Source organism: Streptomyces sp. STR69, from assembly GCF_024519455.1.
In the GTDB taxonomy this organism is placed as follows: domain Bacteria; phylum Actinomycetota; class Actinomycetes; order Streptomycetales; family Streptomycetaceae; genus Streptomyces.
This window is the reverse complement of record NZ_JALJRY010000032.1, coordinates 20,985-47,222: the sequence shown is the minus strand read 5'-3', so window position 1 is coordinate 47,222 and position 26,238 is coordinate 20,985. Positions and strand designations below refer to the sequence as shown.

Annotated in this window: 23 protein-coding genes; 7 read left to right on the top strand and 16 right to left on the bottom strand. The window is 71.3% G+C overall.

Translation table 11 applies throughout. The features are described 5' to 3' along the window. Positions 1-94 precede the first annotated feature (94 nt). Together OC490_RS40230 and OC490_RS40225 are read left to right on the top strand one after the other, a co-directional pair. Positions 95-1,264 (top strand): acyl-CoA dehydrogenase family protein, encoded by a 1,170-nt coding sequence (locus tag OC490_RS40230; protein WP_262062995.1) that lies wholly within the window; start codon positions 95-97, stop codon positions 1,262-1,264. A 164-nt stretch (positions 1,265-1,428) separates the two neighbouring features. Further along, the gene (locus tag OC490_RS40225) at positions 1,429-1,935 is read left to right on the top strand and encodes a flavin reductase family protein (RefSeq protein ID WP_262062994.1); all 507 of its coding nucleotides are present in this window, start codon (positions 1,429-1,431) and stop codon (positions 1,933-1,935) included. A 16-nt stretch (positions 1,936-1,951) separates the two neighbouring features. On the opposite strand, the gene OC490_RS40220 is transcribed toward OC490_RS40225, so the two are convergent. The 4 genes from OC490_RS40220 to lipB form a co-directional block, all read right to left on the bottom strand. Beyond that, the gene (locus OC490_RS40220) at positions 1,952-2,656 is read right to left on the bottom strand and encodes a DUF4191 domain-containing protein (protein ID WP_019075887.1); all 705 of its coding nucleotides are present in this window, start codon (positions 2,654-2,656) and stop codon (positions 1,952-1,954) included. A 59-nt stretch (positions 2,657-2,715) separates the two neighbouring features. Beyond that, complete coding sequence (locus OC490_RS40215) at positions 2,716-2,916, bottom strand: hypothetical protein (protein WP_262062993.1); 201 nt, start codon at positions 2,914-2,916, stop codon at positions 2,716-2,718. A gap of 242 nt (positions 2,917-3,158) precedes the next feature. Further along, complete coding sequence (lipA, locus tag OC490_RS40210) at positions 3,159-4,124, bottom strand: lipoyl synthase (RefSeq protein ID WP_019075885.1); 966 nt, start codon at positions 4,122-4,124, stop codon at positions 3,159-3,161. Between the two features lie 104 nt (positions 4,125-4,228). Then, positions 4,229-5,026, bottom strand: coding sequence for a lipoyl(octanoyl) transferase LipB (gene lipB / locus OC490_RS40205; RefSeq protein WP_262062992.1), 798 nt, complete (start codon positions 5,024-5,026; stop codon positions 4,229-4,231). A gap of 282 nt (positions 5,027-5,308) precedes the next feature. Here lipB and OC490_RS40200 point away from each other — a divergent pair, with 282 nt between their 5' ends. Further along, a complete protein-coding gene (locus OC490_RS40200; protein WP_262062991.1) occupies positions 5,309-6,745 on the top strand; it encodes a regulator in 1,437 nt (478 codons plus the stop codon). A gap of 73 nt (positions 6,746-6,818) precedes the next feature. On the opposite strand, the gene OC490_RS40195 is transcribed toward OC490_RS40200, so the two are convergent. Next, a complete protein-coding gene (locus tag OC490_RS40195) occupies positions 6,819-8,312 on the bottom strand; it encodes an NAD(P)/FAD-dependent oxidoreductase (protein ID WP_262062990.1) in 1,494 nt (497 codons plus the stop codon). 191 nt (positions 8,313-8,503) lie between these two features. Continuing rightward, positions 8,504-9,400, bottom strand: a complete 897-nt coding sequence (locus tag OC490_RS40190; protein WP_262062989.1) for a TIGR01777 family oxidoreductase — start codon at positions 9,398-9,400, stop codon at positions 8,504-8,506. Between the two features lie 73 nt (positions 9,401-9,473). Between OC490_RS40190 and OC490_RS40185 the strand changes: the two genes are divergently transcribed. After that, positions 9,474-9,962 carry a GNAT family N-acetyltransferase gene (locus tag OC490_RS40185; protein ID WP_262062988.1) on the top strand — a complete coding sequence of 163 codons (489 nt, stop codon included), beginning with the start codon at positions 9,474-9,476 and terminating at the stop codon, positions 9,960-9,962. A 1-nt stretch (position 9,963) separates the two neighbouring features. Here OC490_RS40185 and OC490_RS40180 read toward each other — a convergent pair whose 3' ends face one another. Beyond that, positions 9,964-11,148, bottom strand: a complete 1,185-nt coding sequence (locus OC490_RS40180) for a MarP family serine protease (protein ID WP_262062987.1) — start codon at positions 11,146-11,148, stop codon at positions 9,964-9,966. A gap of 188 nt (positions 11,149-11,336) precedes the next feature. Here OC490_RS40180 and OC490_RS40175 point away from each other — a divergent pair, with 188 nt between their 5' ends. Next, positions 11,337-12,158 carry a peptidoglycan recognition protein gene (locus OC490_RS40175; RefSeq protein WP_262062986.1) on the top strand — a complete coding sequence of 274 codons (822 nt, stop codon included), beginning with the start codon at positions 11,337-11,339 and terminating at the stop codon, positions 12,156-12,158. A gap of 88 nt (positions 12,159-12,246) precedes the next feature. Here the strand turns inward: OC490_RS40175 and OC490_RS40170 are convergent, their stop codons facing one another. Continuing rightward, the gene (locus tag OC490_RS40170) at positions 12,247-13,377 is read right to left on the bottom strand and encodes a lipid II:glycine glycyltransferase FemX (protein WP_262062985.1); all 1,131 of its coding nucleotides are present in this window, start codon (positions 13,375-13,377) and stop codon (positions 12,247-12,249) included. A 190-nt stretch (positions 13,378-13,567) separates the two neighbouring features. Here OC490_RS40170 and OC490_RS40165 point away from each other — a divergent pair, with 190 nt between their 5' ends. Then, a complete protein-coding gene (locus OC490_RS40165; RefSeq protein ID WP_262062984.1) occupies positions 13,568-13,798 on the top strand; it encodes a hypothetical protein in 231 nt (76 codons plus the stop codon). Between the two features lie 167 nt (positions 13,799-13,965). Here the strand turns inward: OC490_RS40165 and OC490_RS40160 are convergent, their stop codons facing one another. The 8 genes from OC490_RS40160 to OC490_RS40125 form a co-directional block, all read right to left on the bottom strand. Next, a complete protein-coding gene (locus OC490_RS40160) occupies positions 13,966-14,493 on the bottom strand; it encodes a carboxymuconolactone decarboxylase family protein (protein WP_262062983.1) in 528 nt (175 codons plus the stop codon). Positions 14,494-14,560: 67 nt separating this feature from the next. After that, positions 14,561-15,082, bottom strand: coding sequence for a DUF4240 domain-containing protein (locus OC490_RS40155; RefSeq protein ID WP_200716902.1), 522 nt, complete (start codon positions 15,080-15,082; stop codon positions 14,561-14,563). A 78-nt stretch (positions 15,083-15,160) separates the two neighbouring features. Further along, entirely contained in the window at positions 15,161-16,147 is a 987-nt protein-coding gene (locus OC490_RS40150; protein WP_262062982.1) for a helix-turn-helix transcriptional regulator, read from the bottom strand. A gap of 164 nt (positions 16,148-16,311) precedes the next feature. Continuing rightward, positions 16,312-19,014 (bottom strand): pyruvate dehydrogenase (acetyl-transferring), homodimeric type, encoded by a 2,703-nt coding sequence (gene aceE, locus OC490_RS40145; RefSeq protein ID WP_262062981.1) that lies wholly within the window; start codon positions 19,012-19,014, stop codon positions 16,312-16,314. A 273-nt stretch (positions 19,015-19,287) separates the two neighbouring features. After that, on the bottom strand, positions 19,288-19,911 hold the full coding sequence (locus OC490_RS40140; RefSeq protein ID WP_200716894.1) for a GntR family transcriptional regulator: 624 nt from the start codon (positions 19,909-19,911) through the stop codon (positions 19,288-19,290). A 196-nt stretch (positions 19,912-20,107) separates the two neighbouring features. After that, on the bottom strand, positions 20,108-21,913 hold the full coding sequence (gene sucB, locus OC490_RS40135; RefSeq protein ID WP_262062980.1) for a 2-oxoglutarate dehydrogenase, E2 component, dihydrolipoamide succinyltransferase: 1,806 nt from the start codon (positions 21,911-21,913) through the stop codon (positions 20,108-20,110). 57 nt (positions 21,914-21,970) lie between these two features. Then, entirely contained in the window at positions 21,971-23,359 is a 1,389-nt protein-coding gene (gene lpdA, locus OC490_RS40130) for a dihydrolipoyl dehydrogenase (protein WP_019075829.1), read from the bottom strand. Positions 23,360-23,650: 291 nt separating this feature from the next. Further along, on the bottom strand, positions 23,651-25,168 hold the full coding sequence (locus tag OC490_RS40125; protein ID WP_262062979.1) for a leucyl aminopeptidase: 1,518 nt from the start codon (positions 25,166-25,168) through the stop codon (positions 23,651-23,653). Positions 25,169-25,415: 247 nt separating this feature from the next. Between OC490_RS40125 and OC490_RS40120 the strand changes: the two genes are divergently transcribed. Next, entirely contained in the window at positions 25,416-26,204 is a 789-nt protein-coding gene (locus OC490_RS40120; protein WP_262062978.1) for an endo alpha-1,4 polygalactosaminidase, read from the top strand. Positions 26,205-26,238: the final 34 nt, after the last annotated feature.

The window sequence follows — 26,238 nt, the reverse complement described above, 5'->3', positions numbered from 1 at the left end:
CGGGTGACCGTCGGCCGGTCACGGCCCGGGGTGCGCTCCGTGACGGGCCGTGACCGGGACACTGTCGCCGTTCCCGACGGAAGTGGTGGGCAGGATGGCAGCAGGCGACAAGTCGACGGTCGTGGCCGGGGCGCCGATGGTCGCGGAGATCGCGGCCCGGTACGCGGACGAGGCGGAGAGTGCCCGGCGGCTCTCGCCGCAGGTGGTCGAGGCGGTGCGGGACGCGGGGTTCGCCCGGCATTTCGTACCGCGGGCCCATGGCGGCGAGGCCGGTGGTTTCGCCGAAGTGACCTCCGCGGTCGGCCTGGTGGGGGAGGGCTGCACCTCGGCGGCCTGGGCCGCCTCGCTGGCCGCGTACGCCGGGCGGTACGGGGCGTTCCTGCCCGAGGAGGGACAGGCCGACATCTGGGCGGACGGTCCGGACGTCCTGCTCGCCGGTGCGCTCATGCCGTCCGGCAAGGCGGAACCGGTGGCGGGTGGCTGGCGGCTGAGCGGTGAGTGGAAGTACATCAGCGGGGTGCACTTCGCCGACTGGGCGCTGGCCTGCGCGGCCGTGCCCACCGACGGTCCCGTGGACCCGGACGCGCGCCCCGAGGTGCGGTTCTTCGCCGTGCCACGGGCCGACTTCGCCATCGAGGACAGCTGGTTCACCGTGGGGATGCGCGGCACCGGCAGCGACACCCTGCTCCTGACCGACGCCTTCGTGCCCGAGCACCGGACCCTGGCCCGGTCGGCGGTCCATGCCGGACGGGCGCCCGCGTCGGACGCGCGCTGCCACATCGTCCCGATGTACGCCGTGAACGCGCTGCCGTTCGCCGCCCCGCTGGTAGGCGCCGCCCGGGGCGCGCTGCGGGCCTGGATCGCGCGGACCGGGGCGCGCGTCGACCGCCGGGGACAGGCCGTCGGCGAGAAGCCCTCGACGCAGGTCGCCCTGGCCCGCTCGGCCGCCGAGGTGGACGCCGCCGAACTCCTGATCCTGCGCACGGCGGCGGTGGCCGACGGCACGGAGCACGTCCCGGAGGGCGAGGCGGCGGTCCGCGGTGCCCGCGACCTCGCCCTGGCGGTGGAGCTGCTGGTCTCGGCGGTCGACCGGGTCTTCCGTGCCGGCGGCACCTCCGGCCAGTCCTCGTCCGACCCGGTGCAGCGCTTCTGGCGCGACGTGAACAGCGCCGCCTCGCATGTCGCGCTCTCCTTCGAGACGACCGGCGCGGCGTACGGCGCCTGGGCGCTGGCCGGCGGGGAAGGGGCGGGGGCCGTGCACTGAGCCGGTCCCGGTTGCCGGTCGGGGGTGGGGACCGCATAGTCGATCTGGAGCCGGGTGACGATCTCGATCACCGTCGGTGAGCCGTGTCCGAGGCCGTCCCGAGGCCACTGAACTCGCGGCGGCCTCCACGAAGGCCCGCAGAGGCCAACAGGTGGTGCACCGTCATGACGGAGCGTCAGGAAGTACTGGAAGCCGAAGCCGCGGTGGAGCCCGAGGACTTCCGGGCCGCGATGGCCCGCTTCCCCTCGGGCGTGGTGGTGGTCACCACCCGGTGCGGGGACGGCACACCCCGCGGGTTCACCGCCAGCTCCTTCTGCTCGGTCTCGCTGGAGCCGCCGATGGTGCTGGTGTGCCTGGCGAACTCGGCGGACTCGGCGCCGTCGTTCGAGTGCTGCGACCGCTTCGCCGTGAGCGTGCTGGCCCCGGCCCACCGCCCGCTCGCCCTGCGCTTCGCCACGAAGGGCACGGACAAGTTCGCGTCCGAGGGCCTCGGCCTCAGCCCGGACGGACTGCCGACGGTCGAACGCGCCCTGTCCGAACTGGACTGTGCCGCACACGCACGACACCCGGCCGGGGACCATACGGTCCTGATCGGCCGGGTGACGGGTGTGCGACTGGGGGAGGGTTCCCCGATGGTGTACTACGACCGCGCGTTCAGGACTCTGGCCTGACGCCTGAGCCCGAGGTTCAGCGGGCCTTGCCGCCGCCCTTCGGCAGCTTCATGCCCTTCGGCATCGGGCCCTTCGGCAACGGCATGTTGCTCATCAGGTCGCCCATCGCGCGCAGGCGGTCGTTGGTAGCGGTGACCTGCGGGCCCGTCAGGACGCGCGGGAGCTTCAGCATCGTCGTACGGACCTTCTTCAGCGGGATCTGGCCCTCGCCGGTGCCCACCATCACATCGTGCACCGGGACGTCCGCGACGATGCGGTTCATCTTCTTCTTCTCGGCGGCCAGCAGGGACTTCACCCGGTTCGGGTTGCCCTCGGCCACCAGCACGATGCCGGCCTTGCCGACCGCGCGGTGCACCACGTCCTGGCTGCGGTTCATCGCCACCGCCGGAGTCGTCGTCCAGCCCCGGCCGATGTTGTCCAGTACCGCCGCGGCAGCGCCCGGCTGGCCCTCCATCTGCCCGAAGGCGGCCCGCTCGGCGCGTCGTCCGAAGACGATCGCCGTCGCGAGGAAGGCGAGCAGCAGGCCGAGAATGCCCAGATAGATGGGGTGACCGAGCAAGAAGCCGATCGCGAGGAAGACACCGAAGGTGACAATTCCGACAGCCGCGAGTACAAGACCGATCGTCTTGTCGGCCTTGCGCGTCATCTTGTACGTCAGGACGATCTGCTTGAGTCGTCCGGGGTTCGCAGCGTTGTCCGCTGTCGTGTCCTTCCTCGCCATGCCACGAGTCTACGTGGCTCCCGGAGCGCCGACGACGGCGGTGCCCGGGGCGAGGGGGTTCAGGAGCGGGAGGTGAGGGACTGTTCCAGGACGAGCTGCGCCTCGACGCGGTCCTTGGCGCGGCGGCGGTCCTCCAGGACGGAGGTCCACGCGTTGCGGCGGGCGGTGCGCTGGCCGCCGCTCATCAGCAGCGACTCGACGGCGCGCAGGGCGTCGGTGACGGACGGGATGGCGGTGGCGCGGACGGGTGCGGCCTGCATCGTGGAGGTCCCCCCTCGGAACGGCTCTGGGTATGGGGCTACGTGCTGTAAGTCGAGTGTCACTGTTTGGTGTTACCAGGGCGTGACCGACCGGTCAAACGCCAATGAAGCCTTGATGCGCTGGGCCGAAACGCTGACGCGGCCCTGATGGACGCCCTCAACTGCGAGGACGGTCAGGGCCGCGCCGACGGCAGGTATTACTGGCGGGTAGCCACTTGTGCGCGAATTCACACAGCCTTGCTTCAGACCGCCTGGGACGCAACGTACGCGCCACGCTTCTCGATGGCCATCTGGTACAGGCGCCCGGCACGGTACGAAGAGCGCACCAGCGGGCCGGACATGACACCGGAGAAGCCGATCTGCTCGGCCTCCTCCTTCAGTTCGACGAACTCGTGCGGCTTCACCCAGCGCTCCACGGGGTGGTGACGCACCGAAGGCCGCAGATACTGCGTGATCGTGACCAACTCGCAGCCCGCCTCGTGCAGTTGGCGCAGCGCCTCGCTGACCTCCTCGCGGGTCTCGCCCATGCCGAGGATCAGGTTCGACTTGGTGACCAGGCCGTAGTCGCGGGCCTCGGTGATGACCTTGAGGGAGCGGTCGTAGCGGAAGCCGGGGCGGATGCGCTTGAAGATGCGCGGGACCGTCTCGACGTTGTGCGCGAAGACCTCGGGGCGGGACGAGAAGACCTCGGCCAGCTGCTCGGGCACCGCGTTGAAGTCGGGGGCGAGCAGCTCGACCTTCGTACGGCCGCCTTCGCGGGACTCCGTCTGCTGGTGGATCTGACGGACCGTCTCGGCGTACAGCCAGGCGCCGCCGTCCTCCAGGTCGTCGCGGGCGACGCCGGTGATCGTGGCGTAGTTGAGGTCCATCGTGACCACGGACTCGCCCACCCGGCGCGGCTCGTCGCGGTCGAGGGCCTCGGGCTTGCCGGTGTCGATCTGGCAGAAGTCGCAGCGCCGGGTGCACTGGTCGCCGCCGATGAGGAAGGTCGCCTCGCGGTCCTCCCAGCACTCGTAGATGTTGGGGCAGCCGGCTTCCTGGCAGACCGTGTGCAGGCCCTCGCTCTTCACGAGGGCTTGCATCTTTGTGTACTCGGGACCCATTTTCGCCCGGGTCTTGATCCACTCGGGCTTGCGCTCGATGGGGGTCTGGGCGTTCCGGACCTCCAGGCGCAGCATCTTGCGTCCGTCGGGTGCGACTGCGGACACATCGGCTCCCTGTAGCTTCGATTCTTCGGCGTACACCAGGGTACGCCCGTGATTTCAGGCCCCCGCCTTGAGGCCAACCTCAGAGCGGAAAGTCACATTCCCGGTCAGGCGGTCGCCTTCTCGATCTCCCGCGGCTTCAGGTCCGCGTGCTCCAGTACGTCCTTCAGGTGACGCTCGACCACGGGCAGGACCTCGTCGATCGTGACGTCCCGGCCCAGCTCGGCCGCGAGCGAGGCGACGCCCGCGTCGCGAATGCCGCACGGGATGATGCGGTCGAACCAGCGGTTGTCCGGGTTCACGTTCAGCGCGAAGCCGTGCATCGTGACGCCCTTGGCCACGCGGATGCCGATCGCGGCGATCTTGCGGTCCTCGCGGCGCTGGCCGGCGTTCGAGGGCGCGTACTCCGGGCCGTTCATCCGGGGGTCGAACTCCTCGTCGTGCAGACGGGGGTCGAAGTCGAGGGACAGCCCGCCGATCGACGGCCGCTGCTCCACCGGATCGCCCAGCACCCACACCCCGCTGCGGCCCTCGACCCGGCTGGTCTCCACGCCGAACTCCGCGCACACCCGGATCAGCGCCTCCTCCAGCCGTCGTACGTGCGCGACGACGTCCACCGGGCGGGGCAGCTTCTGGATCGGGTAGCCGACGAGCTGGCCCGGGCCGTGCCAGGTGATCTTGCCGCCGCGGTCCACGTCGACGACCGGGGTGCCGTCGAGCGGGCGCTCGCTGTCCGCCGTGCGGCGGCCCGCCGTGTAGACCGGCGGGTGCTCCAGGAGCAGCACGGTGTCGGGGACCGCGTCCTCGAAGCGGGCCGCGTGCACCCGGCGCTGCTCGTCCCACGCCTTCTGGTATTCGACGGCGTCCGCGCCGAACCCCATCCGGACGAACCGCAACTCACCCACGGCAAGCGCCTCCCTCACAGCACCCACGAGTCGTAAGGCACGAAACATGCCTACGCCACTGTACGACCGACTGCTGACAGCCCACCGGGTGGCCGGGGCCGTCAGCCCTACGACCAATCCTCACACGATCGGATGAATGCACGTCGGAATGTGCGACGAGCCGCTTACGCTCCGCTACATTCGCGCCGTTCACGAGGCCAAAAGGGCTGCTCACAGGCAATCCGGGCAGCAGGGGTCGCATCGGCCTCTGTGAGGCCCGAAAGGCAGGAGACCGCACCGCAGATGACGGAACGACCCGCGCAGCGCACTCCCAACCGTCAGCTCGCCGCGCTCATCGCAGAAGCGGGGTTCTCCAACGCAGGTCTCGCCCGTCGCGTGGACCAGCTCGGTCTTGAGCACGGACTCGACCTGAGATACGACAAGACGTCCGTCACCCGATGGCTGCGCGGCCAGCAGCCCAGAGGCACCACCCCCGCCCTCATCGCCGAGGTCTTCACCCGCCGGCTCGGGCGCCGGCTCACCGCGCAGGACCTCGGCCTCGACGCCTGCGCGCCGGTGTACGCCGGGCTCGAATTCGCCGCGACCCCCGAGGAGGCCGTCGACATCGTCAGCGGGCTGTGGCGCAAGGACTCCGGCAGCCACGCCGAGCTGCGCAAGATCGCCTTCACCCCGGCCGGTCTTGTCGTGCCCAGCCGGGACTGGCTGATCGGCCGCGCCGACGACCGGGTCGGCCGCGCCGAACCCGCCAACCGGGTGCCCCCGCAGGGCCGCCCCGCCGTACCCCGGCAGCGCGGTGCGGCCGAGCGCGGCCCCGGCCAGAAGGTCACCGGCGGCGACATCTCCGCGCTCCGCTCGGTCGGCGAACTCTTCCGCACCCTCGACAACGCCTACGGCGGCGGCCACGCCCGGCAGGCCCTCGTGCGCTACCTGGAGCACGAGACCGAGCCGATGCTGCGCGGCACCTACGGCGAACAGACCGGCCGGCGCCTGTTCGCCGCGGCGGCCGACCTCACCCGGCTCGCCGGCTGGACGTCGTACGACATCGCCGCGCACGGGCTCGCGCAGCGGTACTTCGTGCAGGCGCTGCGGCTCTCGCAGGCGGCTGGGGACCGGGCCTACGGCTCGTATGTGCTCATGACCATGAGCAGGCAGGCCGTCTATCTGGGTCATGGGCGCGAGGCCGTGCAGCTCGCGCGGGTGGCGCAGCAGGGGGTCGGGACCAGCGCGCCCCCTGTCGTGCAGGCGCTGCTGCACTCCGTGGAGGCACGGGCGCACGGGGTGCTCGGTGAGGTGCGGGCGTGCACCTCCGCGCTCGTCCGGGCCGAGCGCGCCCTCGAAACCGCGCGGGCCGGGGACGAAGTGCCGTACTGGGCGCGGTTCTTCGACGAGGCGCAGCTCGCCGACGAGTTCGGGCACGCGCACCGGGACCTTCAGCAGTTCCGCGCCGCCGCGCAGCACGCGGAGCGCTCGCTGCAGCTGCGGGCGCCCGCGTTCGCCCGCAGTCGGCTGTTCTGCCGGGTCGTGCTCGCCTCCGCCCGGCTCGGGCTCGGTGAACTCGATCAGGCCTGTGTGCTGGGGGCGGAGGCGGCGGGGCAGGCCGCGGAGATGCGGTCGGTGCGGGCCGTTGAGTATGTGCGGGATTTCGAGCGGCGGCTTGAGCCGTACAAGGATGCTGCGCCGGTGCGGGGGTATCGCGACAAGGTGGCCGCGTTCGGGTGAGGTGGGCTGGGGCCGGTGGGACTGCGCGGCGCCGTCGTGGCTGGTCGCGCAGTTCCCCGCGCCCCTGAAGACTTCAGGCGGCCTGTGTTGTCGGGATCGGGTCTGCCCTGTGTATCGAGCCCGTCGCGCCCAGGTCGGTCACAATCGCCGCCGCGGCCCGGTGGCCCGAGTGCAGCGCTCCCTGCACCGTGCTCGTGTCCCGGTGGTCGCCGCACACGTACAGGCCGGCCAACAGCCGTACGGGACGCCGTGGATCGTGCGGTGGGCGCATGGTCGGGACGGCCGCGGCGGTGTGGTGGACGGCGAGGGTCTCCCAGCGGGTGGTCGGGGTGCCGTAGAGGCGGGACAGGTGGGTGCGTACGGCGGTCTCGACATCCGGCGGGGGTGGGCCCAGGACCGTCGAGGAGACGAGGGCGCGGCCGGCCGGGGCGCGGCTCGGGTCGACTTCACTGACGATCGCGGTGTGCGCGACCGGGCCGCCGCGGTCGGAGTCCACGAGCAGGGCGGCTCCGGTCGCGGGCGGGTCGTCGGTCGTGTGGTGCACCACGGTCACCTGGTGGAAGTCGGGTACCCGCAGGCCGGGCAGGAGTTCGGCCGCCGCGCGTGCGTCCGTCGCGACGAGCACGGCCCGGCAGCGGATCTCGCCGTGTTCGGCGGTGGTCACCGATGTCGTCGATACGGCCGTGACGCGCACCCCGGTGTGCACGGTGCCCGGCGGCAGCGCCGCCGCCAGCACCTCGGGCAGCATCTCCGCGCCGCCCTCCGGCAGGCACAGCCGTCCGCCCGCGAAGGCGCGCAGCGCGAGGTCGGCGCACCGGCTGGAGGTGGTCAGCTCCGGGTCGCACAGCAGCGCGGCGAGCAGCGGGCGCAGGAACCCGTCGATGGTCCGCGCGGGCACCCCGCGCGCCGCGAGGGCCTGCCCGGCGGGCAACTCCGGGCGGGACAGGAGCCGTTCGACCGGCGTTCCGGCGAGGCGCGTCAGCGCGGCCCCGAGCCGGGCCTGGTCGACGGGGCCGCCGAGCGGGGCGCCGGTCCGTGGCCTGGGCACGGCGGCGACCCTCCGGGTGTCGACGGGACGGTCCTTGAGCGTGGGGCCGCCCCAGGAGGAGTCCGTACGCTCCCTGAGCGTCGTCCCGCGCCCGGGAGAGCCTGTCCCACCCCGTACGGACCCCGTCCGTACCCGCGGCACCACCCCCGCCCTGGGGGCGCTCGCCAGGGCGCGTACCGCGTGGAGTGCGCCCCATGCGCTCCCTCCGGGCGCCGGGGTGCCCGCGCGGTGGTGGCGGCCGTCGCTGTGGAGGAGGACGCCCGGGGCGAAGGGGCGCAGCACCAGGGCGTCGAGGCCCGGGGTGAGGCGCAGTTCGGGGTATGAGGTGGACAGGAGCTGTCCGATCCGGTCGAGCCGGAAACCGTCGACCTTCTCGGTCGACATACGGCCGCCCACGTAAGGGGCGGCCTCCAGGACTGCGGTCGTTACTCCTGCGCTGATCAGCCGATGTGCCGCGGCGAGTCCGGCGACCCCGGCTCCCACGACGACGACGTCCGCCTGGTACGCGTGCTCAAGCACGTGCCCCTCCTCAGGGTTGCGCGGCCGGTGGAAACGTCATGCCCCCAACAGCCTCCAGGGATACCCGAGTTCGGGTCGAGGTTAGGGCCGTGATCGGTCAGGGGAAGTCGCGCATACGCAGGGCACGGTCGCACGGCGGTCGCATACGGTCGCCGTGCGTCACCATGCGCGGTCGGTCGGGTCCCGGACGGTCACAGCGCCGCCCGGATCGCCCCCTCGATGTCCGGGAACGCGAAGGTGAACCCCGACTCCAACAGCCGCTTCGGCAGCACCCGTTGACTCCCCAGCACATCCCCCGACATCTCGCCGAGCACCAGCTTCAGCGCGGGCGCCGGCACCGTGAAGAGGGACGGGCGGCGCATGACGCGGCCCATCGCCGCCGTGATCTCACGGTTCGGCAACGGGTTCGGGGCGGTCAGGTTGAACGGTCCCGACAGGCCCTCGGTGTCGATGAGATGCCGGATCGCCGCGACCTCGTCGTGCAGCGCGACGAACGACCAGTACTGCCGCCCGTCGCCGAACCGCCCGCCGACACCCGCCTTGAAGAGGGGGAACAGCTTGGCCCACGCCCCGCCGTCCTTCGCCACGACCAGGCCGGTCCGCGCGAACACCGTCCGCACGCCCGCCTCCTGAACGGGCGCCGTCGCCTCCTCCCACTCCACGCACAGGGAGGGCAGGAAACCGTCACCCGGAGGCGCGTCCTCGTCCACGGCACGGTCGCCCGTCTCGCCGTAGAAGCCGATCGCGCTGCCGTTCACCCACACCCGCGGCGGCCGGTCCAGCGCGGCCACGGCCTCGGCGAGCGCCGCGGTGCCGAGCACGCGGCTGTCACGGACCGTCTTCTTGTATGCGTCCGTCCAGCGGTGGTCGCCGACCCCGGCACCGGCCAGGTTGACCACGGCGTCGCATCCGTCGAGCGCCGCCGCGTCCACGTACTCACCCTCGGGGTCCCAGCACACCTCGTCGGCGCCCCGGGCGGCCCGCCGGACCAGGCGCACCACCTCGTGACCGTCCGCGGTCAGGGACCGCACCAGTGCGCTGCCGATCAGACCGGAGGCGCCGGTCACCGCGATTCGCGAGCGTTCCATGGCGCCCATCCTGCCTCGTTGATCCATAAAAGCCCCATGAGGACGACACCGCCCCCGCCGTAGTCTGGCGCGTATGTCCGAGCCGAACATACGCGCCGCCCTGCCCGACGACGACGAGGAACTCGGCGCCCTGGACCGCGCGACCTGGTCGTACCTGCACGCGGTCATGCCGCGCCCGCAGCCGCCGTACGGCCCCTTCTTCGACGAGCGGCACGCGCCCGAGGACCATCTGGTCGCCGAACTCGACCGCCGGATCGTCGGCTACATCCGGCTGGCCTTTCCCACCCCGCTCGCCTGCAACGCGCACGTCCGGCAGATCCAGGGGCTCGCCGTCGCCGAGGAGGCGCGCGGGCACGGGGTCGGCCGGGCGCTGATCCGGGCCGCCGTCGAGGAGGCCCGGCGGCGCGGCGCCCGGCGGCTCACCCTGCGCGTGCTCGGCCACAACACCCCGGCCCGGAAGCTCTACGCGGCCGAGGGGTTCACGGTCGAGGGCGTGCTGCCGGAGGAGTTCCTGCTCGACGGGGAGTACGTCGACGACGTCCTCATGGGCCGGTCCCTGTGACCTATGAGGTGACCAGGTCGCCCGTGTCCACCTCCGCCGTCGCGGTCGCCGCGCGCTGCGCGTCCCCGGAGACCTCGTCGGCCGTCAGCACGTACCCCGTCTCGTCGTCCGAGGTGGAGCGGGCGAAGACCACGCCGTAGACCTTGCCGCCGGTCGTCAGGAGCGGGCCGCCGGAGTTGCCGGGGCGGACCGTGGAGCGGATCGAGTAGATCTCGCGGGTGACGGTCCCGTCGTTGTAGATGTTCTGCCCGGTCGCGTTCACACGGTTGGCGACGGTCGCGGCCTGGAGGTTCAGGTCGCCGTCCTGCGGATAGCCCGCGACCACGGCCGAGTCGCCGCGCGAGGCGCTGTCGTCGAAGCGCAGGACAGGTGCCTTCAGCCCCGGCACGTACAGCACGGCGACGTCCTTGTTCGGGTCGAAGAGGACCACCCGCGCCTCGTACGACCGCCCGACCCCGCCGATACGGACGGTCGGCTCGTCGATGCCCGCCACCACGTGCGCGTTGGTCATCACGTGCTGCGGCGCGTACACGAAGCCGCTGCCCTCGCGGCCCTGGGTGCCCGAGGAGCCCTCGATCTTGACCGTGCTCCGCTTGGCGGCGTTCGTCGCGCTCGCCGTGACGCTGTCGCCGGTGGGCTTGGCGACCTCGGCCGTCGACTCGTTCTCGAACGGGTTGAAGACCTGCGGGAAGCCCGCCTCGGTGAGGGCGGAGGTGGCCCGCGAGAACCACGTCGGGGTCGTGTCCGGCATCAGCTTCTGCACGCTGCCGAGCAACGTCGAGTCCTGGATCGCCGTCGCCACCGTCGCGGACGAGGACGCGCCCAGGACGCTCGCGGCCACCCACGCCACGATCATCACCGCCACCGAGTTCGCCGCCGCGCCGCCGATCCCGTCGGCCACCCGCAGTGGCCCCCGGTCCAGCTCCTTGCGCAGCTTCAGCGCCAGCCGCCCCGCCAGTTCGTGCCCCACCACCGCCGGGACCAGCACGGTGAGCACGGCGGTCACCGTCGCCGCCGTCGTCCCCGGTGTCACCAGGTCCATCACCCACGGCAGCACCCATACGCCGACGACCGCACCGCCCACGAACCCGGCGAGCGACACACATCCGGCGACTAGGCCGCGCCGGTACCCGGACGCCGCGTAGGCGAGGATCACCAGCAACAACAGCAGGTCGAGCAGGTCCACGGAGCCGCCTTTCTCTCGGAACCCTTAGTACGCGAGGAACGGGCCCACTGATCAGTCACGCGCGCGTGGCCCACGGGAAGCCACCACGCGTGCGTGTACCCCCAGAAACGTGCCGGACCAGGACGATGGTTCCACCGGGTGGCACAGCACACATCGCGGGCGGAGCGTTTCCGGCCGAGAGTGTGATCATGCGTGTTCTGAGAAGAACGCCGGGTGCGCGAAGACGCCGGCGACGGGTGCGGATACCCCGCCCACCCCGTCCCGCGCTCGTACTGCTGGCCTGTCTCCCCGGTCTCGCCGCCGTCCTGGCGCTCGCCCTGTGCGTGAACGGCGTCGGACGCAGGGCCACGGCCGCCGTGCACGCCCCGGTCGCGGCCCGCCCCGCGGCGGTCCGGCACACCGCGCCCCAGCCGCGCATCGTGCCCCGCTCCGCCTGGCTCGACGCGCTCTCCCGGCACGCGCAGCCGCCGCCGCGCTACGACGACAAGGTCGTCGCCGTCTTCGTCCACCACACCGACTCGCCGAACGGCTACGACTGCGCGGACGCGCCCCGCATCATCCGCTACCTCTACGCCGGGCAGACCGGCGTCCGGGACTGGGACGACATCGGCTACAACTTCCTCGTCGACCGCTGCGGCACGATCTACGAGGGGCGGGCGGGGGGTGTCGACCGGGCGGTCACCGGGGCGCACACGCAGGGGTTCAACCACCGTTCGGCGGGGATCGCGGCGATCGGTACGTTCACCTCCGGGATGGTGGTCCCGAAGGCGATGACGGATGCGATTGCCGCGCTGGCAGCCTGGAAGCTGGGGATCGCGGACGTCGATCCGCGCGGCAGGGCGCGGCTGGTCTCCAGCAACAGCCTCAGTCGGTATGCCGCGGGCAGGACCGCTGTGCTGCCCGCCCTTGCGGGACACAAGGACGGGTACATGACGAGTTGCCCCGGGGCGGCTCTGCTGGCGCGGCTTCCGGGGGTTCGGGAGGTGGCGGCGCGGCTGCAGGGGCGTTGAGTGTTGGGTGCGGGTCGGTGGGGGCTGGTCGCGCAGTTCCCCGCGCCCCTTGAAGGCGGCTGCGCCGCCACCCAAGGCTCAGCCGCTCCTACCTGCGGCCGAGATAGACGCTCAACGCCCGTTGCAGCATCTTCCCTTGGGTGCCCACCGGGCGTTCCCACTCGCCGAGGTACTCCACTGCCTGGCCGCCCGCGCCGGTCTTGAAGAGGAGGCGGCCGACCAGGCGGTCCTCCGCGACCAGGGACGGGGTGATCGACCGGAGGTCGTACGTGTCCGCGCCGGAGTCCAGTGCCTCGCACAGCATGCGCCACAACAGCAGGCTGCTGGGCCGGAGTTCGCGTCCTCGGCGGCCGGACGCGGGGTAGGAGTGCCAGACGCGGGGGCCGACGCCGATCATGAGTGCGGAGGACAGGACCTCGTCGTCGTACTCCGCGAGATAGATCCGCATCCGGTCGGACTCCTCGGCGTTGAGCGCCTGCCACATGCGCCGGAAGTAGTCCAGGGGGCGGGCCTTGAAGCCGTCCCGTTCCGCCGTCGCGCGGTACAGCCGGTGGAAGGCCGGCAGATCGTCGGCCGAACCCCAGAAGACCCCGACACCACCCCCCTCGGCGGTCTGCAGGGCCTGCAGCCAGTGCGGCGCGAGACCGCGACGCAGTTCGTCGACGGACCGTCCGGCCAAGGGAATCCGACACCCGTACCGGGGCTGCCCGAGCCCGAACCCGCTGCTCTCGTTCTCCTTGCACCGCCGCCATCCCAACCGCCTGAGCCGGTCGGCCGCATCCAGTGCGTACCCGTCGATCCCGTCCGTCGGCAGATCCCGCAGATGCCGTACGGCGGGGTCGGCGACGCCCGCCGAGACGGTGGCCGCGTCCCAGTGCCGGACCACGAGCGGCGGGCCGATGCGGACCGAGAACGCGCCCTCCTTCTCCAGGTGCGCGAGGAGCGGGTCCAGCCAGCGTTCGAGGCGCTGGCTCCGCCAGTCGATCGCGGGGCCGTCGGGGAGGTAGGCGAGACAGCGTCCGGTCCCGGGGAACGCCCGGTACAGCACGAGCGCCACGGCGACCAGAACGTCCCCCTCGAACCAACCGACGCTCTCCGCCGTCCAGTCGGGCTTCACATCGGCCCACTCGGGGATCTGCAGATGGCTCGCGTCCGGGTGCACCCGGAGATGGTCGAGGTGCTCCCGGCGGGTGATCCCCTTCACGTACGGGCTGGTCATGGGCACGGCGCTCCTGTTCGGCGGCGGCCACCGTAAGCCGGGCATCACGGCACGGGTCAAGACCTCAAGTCTGTGAACTGCGCCAACACTTGGTGGCGCCGCGCTCACAGGTTTCTCGCAGGCAACTCACCGAGTCCCCCGAGACAAGCTCCCTATCGTCATGCACACGCACTGACTGGAGGTGGGGAAAATGAACAGCAGTCACACCAACACCACGGAGAAGTCGGCCGGTTGGGCCAAGTCCGCCCGGGGCCCCTGGGCGGTGGTCTGCGCGGTCGCGACCGTGATCCTCGGTCCGGCCGCCGTCACGGCCTCCGCGCTCGACCAGGCCAACGCGGCCCCGATGCACCACGCGGTACGGGCCGACCAGACGCAGGCCTACATCCCGACGGACACGACCCGCCGCCGTACCGCCGCCTAGGACTCCTGACGGGACGGGACGGGTCGACTCGACGGCCGTCTTACAGATCGTTCGCGGGCGCGTCGGGGTTCCACCGGTACTGCGCGTCCTCGCTCTTCCGCAGCACTCCGGCCCCGGTCATCCGGTCGAGGATGTCGACGAGCAGCTCACCGCGGTCCGCTCATCGTTCAGGGCCTGCCCAGTTCCCAGTACTGCTCGCCCACCGGGTCGATGTCCACGCCCAGGCCGTTCAGCAGGCCGGCCAGCATCGTGTAGTACCCGACCGTCGTGATCAGCTCGACCACCTGACGGTCCGTGAAGTGCTTGCGCAGCGAGCCCAACGTGGCCTCCGCGAGGGTGTGTCGGGCCAGCAGTTCCTCCGTCGCGGTCAGCAGCGTCGACTCGGCCTCGTCGAACTCGCCGTCCGCCGCCCGGAGTTCGACGACGGCGTCCAACTGCTCGGCCGTCACCCCCGCGTGCAGCGCGATCGGGCGGTGCTGCACGATCCCGTACGCGCAGTCCGTACGCGCCGCCACCGTCACTATCACCAACTCGCGCAACCGCACCGGCAACGACGACCCGAGCACAGCCATCCCCAGGTCGATCGCCGGACCCGTCAGCTCCGGGGCGTGGGAGAGCATGCGGAACGCGTTCAGTTGAGTGGGAAGCTTGTCGAGGGCTTCGGCGGAACGCTCCGGGTACGGAATTCGAGCCACGGTGACCTCACTGGGATCCGGTCGGACGCTGGACGGGGCACCATCGCCGTACCCCGTTCACTCCTGCTCACTCCTGCCGGAACCTCTCCCGCAGTTTCGGGAAGCGTTCCGCCAGCACGGCCTCGTTCTCCAGGTCGAGCGGCGCCCCGAGCGGCTCGGCGGGCGCCGGCGGAATCCCCAGGTCGGGGGCGACGGTACCGGTGAGCTGCTCGTACGCCTCGTCGGCCGCGTACCCCAGTTCCTCCCCGTCGCCGTCGATCTCGTCGTCGAAGTCGTCGATGAGGTCGGCCAGCGCGTCGGCGTCGTGCACGGCACCCTCGTAGACCTCGCGGCCCTGACCGATCAGCCAGCACCGGAAGAAGTCGAACGCGTCGTCGCTCGCCCCGTCGAGCAGCACCCACGCGGCACCCCACAGGTCCCAGGTGTAGGCGCGGTTGTAACGGGCCTCGAAATGACGGGCGAAGTCCAGCACCAACTCCGGATCCAGCAGGAGCAGCCGGTCCACGAGCAGGTCCGCCTGCTCCTCGGGGTCGCCCTCGGCGGCCTCGCGGGTGGCGTCCACCAGCTCCCAGAACTCCGTCTCGTCCATCACGGGTCAAGCATCGGTCCTGGACGGGTGGTGCGCACGTGGAGTACGGCGGATTGTCACCTGGAGAGGGGCAGATCGTTATGGGCGGTACAGCGCCGCCAGCCGCACCGCGTCCTCCGCGAACCGTGCCCGCAGACTCGCCGGAGCCAGCACCTCCACCTCCGGACCCAGCCCCGCGAGCTGGCCGTGGGCCACCTCCTCGGACTCCACCGGGAGAGTCACCGTCACCCACCCGTCCCCGCCGTCGTCCGGTACGCCCGCGAGCTCCAGCGCCTCCCGCGCCGCGGTGGGATCGACGGCGTACGGCAGTCTTCGCGCGCCGTCGGGGGACACCCGTACCACCACCTCCGCCCGCAGGATCGACCGCGCGAACTGCTCGGCCCGGTCCTCCCAGAACGCCGGGAGGTCGAAGTCCTCCCGCCGCGTGAAGCGTTCGTCGGACGCCGCCGGATCGACCGCCGTGAAACGGTCGATCCGGTACACCCGGAAGGAATCACCGGCCGCGACCCGCGCGCACAGGTACCAGACGCCGGCCTTGAGCACGAGGCCGTACGGCTCCAACTCCCGTTCGACATCGGAGTCGCCGCGCCGGTACCGCGCCACCACCCGCCGGTCGTCCCACACCGCGTCCGCCACGGCGGGCAGCAGTTCGGGGGTCTTCGGCTCGGTGAACCAGCTCGGCGCGTCCAGATGGAACCGTTGGGCCGCCGCCCGCGAGGCGTCCGACAGGGACGGGAGCAGCGCCGCGGACACCTTCAGCCGGGCGGCCGACGCGGCGTCCTCCAGCCCCATCTCGCGCAGCGCGCCGGGCACACCGCTCAGGAAGAGCGCCTCGGCCTCACCCCGCGCGAGTCCGGTGAGCCGGGTGCGGTACCCGCCGATCAGCCGGTACCCGCCCGCGCGCCCCCGGTTCGCGTACACGGGGACTCCCGCCTCGGACAGTGCCTGCGCGTCCCGCGTCACCGTCCGCTCGGACACCTCCAGCTCCCGGGCCAGCTCGGCGGCGGTCATCGAGGGGCGGGACTGGAGCAGCAGCACCATTTTGATGAGACGGGCAGCGCGCATGGCTTCATGATGAGGGATCTCGCCCCCGCCGCCCCTACCCGTCCCGTCCCTGGGGGCTGCGCCCCCAGACCCCCGCTTCAACCTGAACGGCCTCGTCCTCAAACGCCGGACGGGCTGAAAGATCAGCCCGTCCGGCGTTTGAGGAGCGGGGTCACCGCCCGTATCTACAGCCCGTAGCGCTCCCGCGCCTCCTTCACCGCCGTCGCCTTGACCTCGCCGCGCCGGGCGAGCTGGGCCAGCGCCGCCACGACGATCGACTCCGCGTCGACGCCGAAGTAACGGCGAGCCGCGTCCCGCGTGTCCGACAGACCGAAGCCGTCCGCGCCCAGCGACGAGTAGTCCTGCTCGACCCACTGCGCGATCTGGTCGGGGACCTGGCGCATGTAGTCGGAGACCGCGAGCACCGGGCCTTCCGCACCGTGCAGCGCCTGCCGGACGTACGGCACCCGCTCCTCGCCGCGCAGCAGCGCCGCGTCCGCCTCCAGCGCGTCGCGCCGCAGCTCGGTCCAGGACGTCGCCGACCAGACGTCCGCCGCCACACCCCAGTCCTCGGCGAGCAGCTGCTGCGCCTTCAGCGCCCAGTGGATCGCCGTACCGGAACCGAGAAGCTGGATCCGCGCCGCGTTGGCGGCGGGCGAAAGTCCCGCCGATTCCGCCGTGTTGAAGCGGTACAGGCCCTTGACGATGCCCTCGTCGATACCGAGTCCGGCCGGCTTGGCGGGCTGCGGGATCGGCTCGTTGTAGACGGTGAGGTAGTAGAAGACGTTCGGGTCCTCACCCTGGGCCGTCTCGCCGTACATCCGGCGGATGCCGTCCTTCACGATCGCCGCGACCTCGTACGCGAACGCCGGGTCGTACGACAGTGCCGCCGGGTTCGTCGCCGCGATCACCGGCGAGTGACCGTCCGCGTGCTGCAGACCCTCGCCCGTCAGCGTCGTACGGCCCGCCGTCGCACCGACCAGGAAGCCGCGGCCGAGCTGGTCGCCGAGCTGCCACATCTGGTCGGCCGTGCGCTGCCAGCCGAACATCGAGTAGAAGATGTAGAAGGGGATCATCGCTTCGCCGTGCGTCGCGTACGACGTCGACGCGGCGATGAAGTCCGCCATGGAGCCCGCCTCGGTGATCCCCTCGTTGAGGATCTGGCCGTTCTTGGCTTCCTTGTAGTACATGAGCTGGTCGCGGTCGACCGGCTCGTACGTCTGGCCCTTGGGGGAGTAGATCCCGAGGGAGGGGAACAGCGATTCCATGCCGAAGGTGCGGGCCTCGTCCGGGACGATCGGCACCCAGCGCTTGCCCGTCTCCTTGTCGCGGACCAGGTCCTTGACGAGCCGTACGAACGCCATCGTCGTAGCGACGTTCTGGCTGCCCGACCCCTTGTCGAAGGCCGCGAACGCCTTCTCCGAAGCGGAGGGCAGCGGGGCGAGCGCGTGCGTACGGCGAGCCGGGGCCGGGCCGCCGAGGGCCGCACGGCGCTCCTGGAGGTAACGGACCTCGGGGGAGTCGGTGCCGGGGTGGCCGTAGGGCACGACCCCGTCGACGAACTGAGCGTCGGAGATGGGGAGTTCGAGCAGGTCACGCATCTGCTTGAACTCGTCCGTCGACAGCTTCTTCATCTGGTGGTTGGCGTTCTTCGACGCGAAGCCCTCGCCCAGCGTGTGGCCCTTGACCGTCTGCGCCAGGATGACCGTCGGGCCGCCCTTGTGCTCCACGGCCGCCTTGTACGCGGCGTACACCTTGCGGGACTCGTGACCACCGCGCGAGAGGTGGAAACACTCCAGGATCTTGTCGTCGCTCAGCAGCTTCGCCAGCTCGACGAGCGCCGGGTCCTTGCCGAAGAAGTCCTCGCGGATATAGGCGGCGCCGCGGGTCTGGTACGTCTGCACCTGGGCGTCGGGTACCTCGCGAAGGCGTCGTACGAGCGCGCCCGTGGTGTCGAGCTGGAACAGCTCGTCCCAGGCGTTGCCCCACAGCGACTTGACGACCTTCCAGCCGGCGCCCCGGAACTGGGCCTCCAGCTCCTGAACGATCTTGAAGTTCGCGCGGACCGGGCCGTCGAGGCGCTGGAGGTTGCAGTTGATGACGAAGGTCAGGTTGTCCAGACCCTCGCGGGAGGCGAGTGCGAGGGCGGCCGTCGACTCGGGCTCGTCCATCTCGCCGTCGCCGAGGAAGGCCCACACGTGGGACTCGGAGACGTCCTTGATGCCGCGCGCGGTGAGGTAGCGGTTGAAGCGCGCCTGGTAGATCGCCGACAGCGGGCCGAGGCCCATCGACACCGTCGGGAACTCCCACAGCCAGGGCAGCCGGCGCGGGTGCGGGTACGACGGGAGGCCGTTGCCGCCCGCCTCCTGGCGGAAGTTGTCGAGGTGCGCCTCGGTGAGGCGGCCGTCGAGGAAGGCGCGGGCGTAGATGCCGGGGGAGGCGTGGCCCTGGATGTAGAGCTGGTCGCCGGAGCCGTCCGCCTCCTTGCCCTTGAAGAAGTGGTTGAAGCCCGTCTCGTACAGCCAGGCCGCGGACGCGAAGGTCGCGATGTGGCCGCCGACGCCGTGTTTCGCGCCCCGGGTCACCATCGCCGCCGCGTTCCAGCGGTTCCACGCGGTGATCCGGCGCTCCAGCGCCTCGTCGCCGGGCGCCGAGGGCTCGGCGGCGGTCGGGATGGTGTTGACGTAGTCCGTCTCAAGCAGCTTGGGCAGCGCGATGCCGTTGCCCTCCGCGCGCTCCAGTGTGCGGCGCATCAGATACGCGGCACGGTGCGGACCCGCAGCCTGCGTGACGGCGTCCAGGGAGGCCTGCCATTCGGCGGTCTCCTCGGGGTCGCGGTCCGGGAGCTGGTCGAGCTCGCTCGGCTGGATGGCGTAGGGGTCGGTCATAACGCCGCCTTCCTCAGTCGAAGGGGGGTTCCCTCGTCGGCAAGGGGTTTTCGGGGGTGCCCTTGGTCTTTGGCAGGACAGGGCGGCGGGCCCTTGTAGGAGCCCGTCGGTGACTGTAACTCCCTGATCGATGATCGATCAAAGGTTCCCGGGCAAAATATCTTGATTACGAGAAAGTCGGCACGGCGTGCCTTTTGTGGGGGCACCGGGTGCCGTGTTTTTCACCGTTTTCCGGGGAGTTTTCGCAGGTGAGCATAGCTGCGCTCGGCTGCGTCAAGGGCGCGGGGCGCAGCCCAGAACGTGCGCCTTCACCAGCTCCGCGATCCGCGGATCCCGGCGCCGGAACGCGGCCACCAACTCCTCGTGCTCCTCCGCGTACGACTGCTGCACCGTCCCCAGCCAGCGGATCGACAGCGCCGTGAACACCTCGATGCCGAGGCCCTCCCAGGTGTGCAGCAGCACCGAGTTGCCGGCCGCCCGGACCAGCTCCCGGTGGAAGCCGACCGTGTGCCGCACCTGGCCCGTCCCGTCCGCCTCGCGGTCCGCCTCGTACAGCGCGGCGACATGCGGTTCGAGCGCCGAGCAGTCCTCGGCCAGCCGCTCGGCCGCCAGCTCCGCCGCGATCGCCTCAAGACCGGCCCGCACCGGGTAGCTCTCCTCCAGGTCGGCCGCCGTCAGATTCCGCACCCGGACGCCCTTGTTCGGCGCCGACTCGATCAGCCGCAGCGACTCCAGCTCGCGCAGCGCCTCCCGCACCGGCGTCTGGCTGACCTCCAGCTCGGTCGCGATCCGACGCTCCACGATCCGCTCGCCCGGCTTCCAGCGCCCGCTGACGATCCCCTCCACGATGTGCTCGCGGATCTGTTCGCGCAGCGAGTGGACGACGGGCGCGGTCATGAGAGCTCCTTAAGGGCGTTTGACGTTTAGACAATAAGGCCGCACGCCCGCTCGGGAGGGGCGCACGGGGGCGCTTTCATGCAGGTGAGACGAGACTTACACGGGGTCGGCCCTGCCGTGTCGGTACGGAAACGCACGGTGCCCCCGCCCGGAAAGCTCCGGACGGGGGCACCGTACAAACAGGCCAGGTGGCTGACTACAGGCCGAGCTCCACCTCGAACTCGCCCGCCTCCAGGATCGCCTTGACGGCCGTCAGGTAACGGGCCGCGTCGGCGCCGTCGACCAGGCGGTGGTCGTAGGAGAGGGTCAGGTACGTCATGTCGCGGACGCCGATGACCGTGCCGTCCTCCGTCTCGATGACGGCCGGGCGCTTGACCGTGGCGCCGATGCCGAGGATCGCGACCTGGTTCGGGGGCACGATGATCGTGTCGAAGAGCGCGCCGCGCGAACCGGTGTTGGAGATGGTGAAGGTCGCGCCGGACAGCTCGTCCGGGGTGATCTTGTTCGCCCGGACCTTGCCCGCGAGCTCGGCGGTGGCCTTGGCGATACCGGCGATGTTCAGGTCGCCCGCGTGCTTGATGACCGGGGTCATCAGGCCCTTCTCGGAGTCCACCGCGATACCGACGCTCTCGGTGTCGAAGTAGGTGATCGTGCCCTCTTCGACGTTGATCCGGGCGTTGATGGCCGGGTGGGCCTTCAGCGCCTGGGCCGCCGCCTTCACGAAGAACGGCATCGGGGAGAGCTTGACGCCCTCACGGGCCGCGAAGGAGTCCTTCGCCTGGCCACGCAGGCGCATCAGGCGCGTGACGTCGACCTCGACGACCGAGGACAGCTGCGCCTGCTCGTGCAGCGCCTTGACCATGTTGTCGCCGATGACCTTGCGGATGCGGGGCATCTTCACGGTCTGGCCTCGGAGGGGAGAGGCCTCCAGGGTCGGCGTCTTCTTCGCGGCGACGGCGGCCGGAGCGGCAGCGGCTGCGGGAGCCGGAGCAGCGGCGGCGGCCTTGGCGGCCTCGGCGGCGGCGAGGACGTCCTGCTTGCGGATACGGCCGCCGACGCCGGTGCCCTTGACGGTGGACAGGTCGACGCCGTTCTCGGCGGCGAGCTTGCGCACCAGCGGGGTGACGTAGGCGCCGTCGTCCGTGGCCTGCGCGGCGGCGGGCGCCGGAGCGGCCGGGGCCACCGGAGCCGGAGCGGCGACCGGCGCGGGGGCCGGGGCGGCGGGGGCGACCGGAGCCGGTGCGGCGACCGGAGCGGCGGCGACCGGGGCGGGCGCCGGAGCCGGGGTCGGGACCGGGGGTGCGACGGGGGCGGGCGCCGGAGCGGCAGCCACCGGAGCCGGTGCCGGAGCGGCCGGAGCCGGGGCAGCCGCCGGAGCGGCACCCGCGGCGCCGACGACGGCGAGCCTGGCGCCGACCTCGGCGGTCTCGTCCTCGCCGACCAGGATCTCCAGCAGTACGCCGGCCACCGGCGAGGGGATCTCGGTGTCGACCTTGTCGGTGGAGACCTCCAGGAGGGGCTCGTCCTCCGCGACCTCCTCGCCGACCTGCTTCAGCCAGCGGGTGACGGTGCCCTCGGTGACCGACTCGCCCAGTGCGGGCAGCACGACGTCGGTACCGGAGGCGCCGGCCGCCGGAGCGGCGGCAGCGGGGGCCGGAGCGGCCGGGGCGGGCGCCGGAGCCGCAGGGGCCTCGGCGACCGGAGCCGGAGCGGCCACAGGGGCCGGCTCTGCGGCCGGGGCGGGGGCAGCGGCGGGGGCGCCGGTGCCGTCGTCGATCACGGCCAGCTCGGCGCCGACCTCGACGGTCTCGTCCTCGGCCACCTTGATGGAGGCCAGGACACCGGCTACGGGCGAGGGGATCTCGGTGTCGACCTTGTCGGTCGACACCTCCAGCAGCGGCTCGTCGGCCTCGACGCGCTCGCCCTCGGCCTTCAGCCAGCGGGTGACAGTGCCCTCGGTGACGCTTTCACCGAGCGCCGGAAGGGTTACGGAAACCGCCATGGTTTCGGTTGCTCCTTACGAATTGCGGAAGTCTGTGTCGTCGTCCGACCGAGGGGGTCAGTCGTGGGAGTGGAGAGGCTTGCCCGCCAGTGCCAGGTGGGCCTCGCCGAGCGCCTCGTTCTGCGTCGGGTGGGCGTGGATGAGCTGGGCGACCTCGGCGGGCAGCGCCTCCCAGTTGTAGATCAGCTGGGCTTCGCCGACCTGCTCGCCCATGCGGTCGCCGACCATGTGGACGCCGACCACGGCACCGTCCTTCACCTGGACGAGCTTGATCTCGCCCGAGGTGTTGAGGATCTTGCTCTTGCCGTTGCCCGCGAGGTTGTACTTCAGAGCGACGACCTTGTCCGCGCCGTAGATCTCCTTGGCCTTGGCCTCGGTGATGCCCACGGAGGCGACCTCGGGGTGGCAGTAGGTCACCCGGGGGACACCGTCGTAGTCGATCGGGACGGCCTTCAGACCGGCCAGCCGCTCCGCCACCAGGATGCCCTCGGCGAAGCCGACGTGCGCGAGCTGGAGCGTCGGGACCAGGTCGCCGACGGCGGAGATGGTCGGCACGTTCGTCCGCATGTACTCGTCGACCAGGACGTAGCCGCGGTCCATGGCGACGCCCTGCTCCTCGTAGCCGAGACCGGCGGAGACGGGCCCGCGGCCGACGGCGACGAGCAGCAGCTCGGCCTCGAACTCCTTGCCGTCGGCGAGGGTGACCTTGACACCGCTCTCGGTGTACTCGGCCTTCGAGAAGAAGGTGCCCAGGTTGAACTTGATGCCGCGCTTGCGGAACGCGCGCTCAAGAAGCTTGGAGGAGTTCTCGTCCTCAAGGGGGGCGAGGTGCTTGAGGCCCTCGATGATCGTCACGTCGGCGCCGAAGGACTTCCACGCGGAGGCGAACTCCACGCCGATGACACCGCCGCCCAGGATGATCGCGGACTGCGGCACGCGGTCCAGGACGAGGGCGTGGTCCGAGGAGATGATCCGGTTGCCGTCGATCTCCAGGCCCGGCAGCGACTTCGGCACGGAGCCGGTCGCCAGCAGGACGTGGCGGCCCTGGATGCGCTGGCCGTTCACATCGACGGAGGTGGGGGAGGAGAGCCTGCCCTCACCCTCGATGTAGTGCACCTTGCGGGACGCGATCAGACCCTGCAGACCCTTGTACAGGCCGGAGATGACGCCGTCCTTGTACTTGTGGACGGCCGGTACGTCGATGCCCTCGAAGGTGGCCTTGACACCGAACTGCTCGCTCTCGCGGGCCTGGTCGGCGATCTCGCCCGCGTGGAGCAGAGCCTTGGTGGGGATGCATCCCCGGTGCAGGCAGGTGCCGCCGACCTTGTCCTTCTCGATCAGGGCGACGTCCAGTCCCAGCTGCGCCCCGCGCAGCGCCGCGGCGTAACCGCCACTGCCACCGCCGAGGATCACTAGGTCGAAAACGGTGCTGGCGTCGTTCGCCACGTCACGTCCTCCATGCATGTGCGCCGTACGCCGGTCGTCAGTGACCGCGCGGCGGCTGGTGTCCGGCCGCTCTTTCTTCGGCCCTGTGGTGGGGGCCCTGTCCTGCCGAGCCCATCTTCGCACTTGTCGAGGCCCAACGAGACGCCGGGCCTGGGTGTGAGACGCCACACGCTCACTTGAGAACACCGGCTCAGGTGACCCACCCAGGGGCGCGGGGAACTGCGCGACCGGCCCAAAACCGTCCCGCAGTCGCCCACGCACCCCAGGTATCGAGTTATCGGGCGCAGAACGTCAGCCCAGATCCCCCGCCGCGGTCAACTCCGCAAGCCGCACCAACGTCCGCACCGCAGACCCGGTCCCACCCTTGGGTGTGTAGCCGAACGGCCCGCCCTCGTTGAACGCCGGCCCCGCGATGTCGACGTGGGCCCAGGTGATCCCCTCGCCCACGAACTCGCGCAGGAACAGCCCGGCGACCAGCCCGCCACCCATCCGCTCACCCATGTTCGCGATGTCGGCGGTGGGGGAGTCCATCCCCTTGCGCAGGTGCTCCGGCAGAGGCATCGGCCACGACGGCTCACCGACCTCCTCGGCGGCGTCGACGATCGCGGCGCGGAACGCGTCGTCGTTCGCCATGACCCCGAACGTCCGGCTCCCGAGAGCCAGCACCATCGCCCCGGTCAGCGTCGCCACGTCCACGATCGCGTCCGGCTTCTCCGCCGACGCCGCCCACAGCGCGTCCGCGAGGACGAGCCGGCCCTCGGCGTCCGTGTTGAGGACCTCGACGGTCTTGCCGCTGTACATGCGCAGCACGTCACCGGGACGGGTCGCGGAACCGGACGGCATGTTCTCGGCGAGCGCCAGCCAGCCGGTCACATTGACCTCAAGGCCCAGCCGGGCGGCGACGACCACGGCGGCGAAGACCGCCGCCGCACCGCTCATGTCGCACTTCATCGTCTCGTTGTGCCCGGCCGGCTTGAGCGAGATACCGCCCGAGTCGTAGGTGATGCCCTTGCCGACGAACGCGAGGTGCTTGCTCGCCGCCTCGTGCGTGTACGACAGCTTCACCAGGCGCGGACCGGCCGCGGATCCGGCGCCGACGCCGAGGATGCCGCCGTAGCCGCCCTCTTCGAGGGCCTTCTCGTCGAGCACCTCGACCTTGATGCCGTGCTCCTTGGCCGCGGTCTGCGCGACGGCGGCGAAGGCCTCGGGGTCGAGGTCGTTCGGCGGGGTGTTGATCAGGTCGCGGGCGCGGTTCAGCTCCTCGGTGACCGTCAGAGCACGCTCTACGGCCGCCTTGTACTCCTTGTCGCGCGGCTTGCCGCCGAGCAGGGCGACCTCGCCGAGCGGGCCCTTGCCCTTGGCGTCCTTGCCGTTGTCCTTGTACGCGTCGAAGGAGTACGCGCCGAGCAGCGCGCCCTCGGCGATCGCGCCGGCGTCGGCCGCGTCGGCGAGGGGCAGCGCGAAGGCGGCCTTCTTGGCACCGGTCAGGGCGCGGGCGGCGACGCCGGCGGCCCGGCGCAGCGCCTCGGCGTCGTACGCGTCGCCGTTCTCGGGCTCGGCGCCGAGGCCCACCGCGAGCACGAGCGGCGCCTTGAAGCCGGCCGGGGCGGGCAGCTTCGTGATCTCGCCTTCGGCACCGGAGGCGCCCAGGGTCTCCAGGACGCCGGCGAGCCTGCCGTCGTACGCCTTGTCCACGGCGTCGGCGCCCGGTGCGACGACCGGGCCCTTGCCGCCCTTGCCGACACCGATCACGATCGCGTCGGCCCGCAGGCCGGGCGCCGCGGCGGTGCTGAGAGTGAGAGCAGTCACAGTGGTGAATTCTCGCTTCCGATGTGAAGTTTCCGCGGTCGAACGGGGTGGGTCGACCGGGCCCGGCAACCGACCCTATTTCCGACCTGCGGCGGCGGTGGACACAGGGGGCTGGTGACGGCCCAGAACGGAGCCTACGCGCGTGTGCGCGACGGGGCGTTCGCACGGGGGCCTCGGCGCACCGCGCGGTACCGGGCATGGGAGATCATCCTTGGGGTCCCTCGCCCCACACCCTGGAGCCCGTCCCGTGAGACGCCCCACCGCGTTGTTCCCCCTGCTTCTCCTCCTGCTCCTCGCGGGCTGCGCCTCCACCCCCGACGACAGGCCGGAGACCGGGAAGCGCTGGCAACCCCGCCCGGGCGTGGCCTGGCAGTGGCAGCTCAGCGGACGCCTGGACACCTCCGTCGACGTCCCGGTCTACGACATCGACGGCTTCGACCAGTCCAAGGCCACGGTGACCGCGCTGCACGACAAGGGCCGCAAGGTCATCTGCTACCTCTCCACCGGCGCCTGGGAGGACTTCCGCCCCGACGCCGAGAAGTTCCCCAAGTCGGTGCTGGGCAAGGGCAACGGCTGGAAGGGCGAACGCTGGCTCGACATCCGCCGCACCGACATCCTCGAACCCCTGATGGCGACCCGCCTCGACATGTGCCGGGAGAAGGGCTTCGACGCGGTGGAGCCCGACAACATGGACGGCTACCGGAACGACACCGGCTTCCCCCTGAAGGCAGCCGACCAGCTCCGCTACAACCGCCTGATCGCGAAACTCGCCCACGACCGGGGCATGGCGGTCGGCCTCAAGAACGACCTCGACCAAATCCCGGCCCTGGTAGGCGACTTCGACTTCGCGGTCAACGAACAGTGCGCCCAGTACGGCGAATGCGACGCCCTGAAGCCCTTCATCAGGGCCAACAAGGCGGTCTTCCACGTCGAGTACGAACTCCCGACCACCAAATTCTGCGCGAACTCCCGCCGCCTGAAGCTGAGTTCACTGGAGAAGAAGTACGAACTGGGAGCCTGGCGCCGGTCCTGTTGAACAAGCCTCAGGGCAACCCCCTCAGGGGCGCGCG

Coding starts and splice junctions, on each gene's coding strand:
- OC490_RS40150 (WP_262062982.1), bottom strand. CDS start 16,147: ATGCGCGCTGCCCGTCTCATCAAAATGGTGCTGCTGCTCCAGTCCCGC.
- OC490_RS40225 (WP_262062994.1), top strand. CDS start 1,429: ATGACGGAGCGTCAGGAAGTACTGGAAGCCGAAGCCGCGGTGGAGCCC.
- OC490_RS40220 (WP_019075887.1), bottom strand. CDS start 2,656: ATGGCGAGGAAGGACACGACAGCGGACAACGCTGCGAACCCCGGACGA.
- OC490_RS40165 (WP_262062984.1), top strand. CDS start 13,568: ATGAACAGCAGTCACACCAACACCACGGAGAAGTCGGCCGGTTGGGCC.
- OC490_RS40140 (WP_200716894.1), bottom strand. CDS start 19,911: ATGACCGCGCCCGTCGTCCACTCGCTGCGCGAACAGATCCGCGAGCAC.
- OC490_RS40155 (WP_200716902.1), bottom strand. CDS start 15,082: ATGGACGAGACGGAGTTCTGGGAGCTGGTGGACGCCACCCGCGAGGCC.
- OC490_RS40200 (WP_262062991.1), top strand. CDS start 5,309: ATGACGGAACGACCCGCGCAGCGCACTCCCAACCGTCAGCTCGCCGCG.
- OC490_RS40230 (WP_262062995.1), top strand. CDS start 95: ATGGCAGCAGGCGACAAGTCGACGGTCGTGGCCGGGGCGCCGATGGTC.
- aceE (WP_262062981.1), bottom strand. CDS start 19,014: ATGACCGACCCCTACGCCATCCAGCCGAGCGAGCTCGACCAGCTCCCG.
- OC490_RS40190 (WP_262062989.1), bottom strand. CDS start 9,400: ATGGAACGCTCGCGAATCGCGGTGACCGGCGCCTCCGGTCTGATCGGC.
- OC490_RS40175 (WP_262062986.1), top strand. CDS start 11,337: ATGCGTGTTCTGAGAAGAACGCCGGGTGCGCGAAGACGCCGGCGACGG.
- OC490_RS40215 (WP_262062993.1), bottom strand. CDS start 2,916: ATGCAGGCCGCACCCGTCCGCGCCACCGCCATCCCGTCCGTCACCGAC.
- OC490_RS40170 (WP_262062985.1), bottom strand. CDS start 13,377: ATGACCAGCCCGTACGTGAAGGGGATCACCCGCCGGGAGCACCTCGAC.
- OC490_RS40185 (WP_262062988.1), top strand. CDS start 9,474: ATGTCCGAGCCGAACATACGCGCCGCCCTGCCCGACGACGACGAGGAA.
- sucB (WP_262062980.1), bottom strand. CDS start 21,913: ATGGCGGTTTCCGTAACCCTTCCGGCGCTCGGTGAAAGCGTCACCGAG.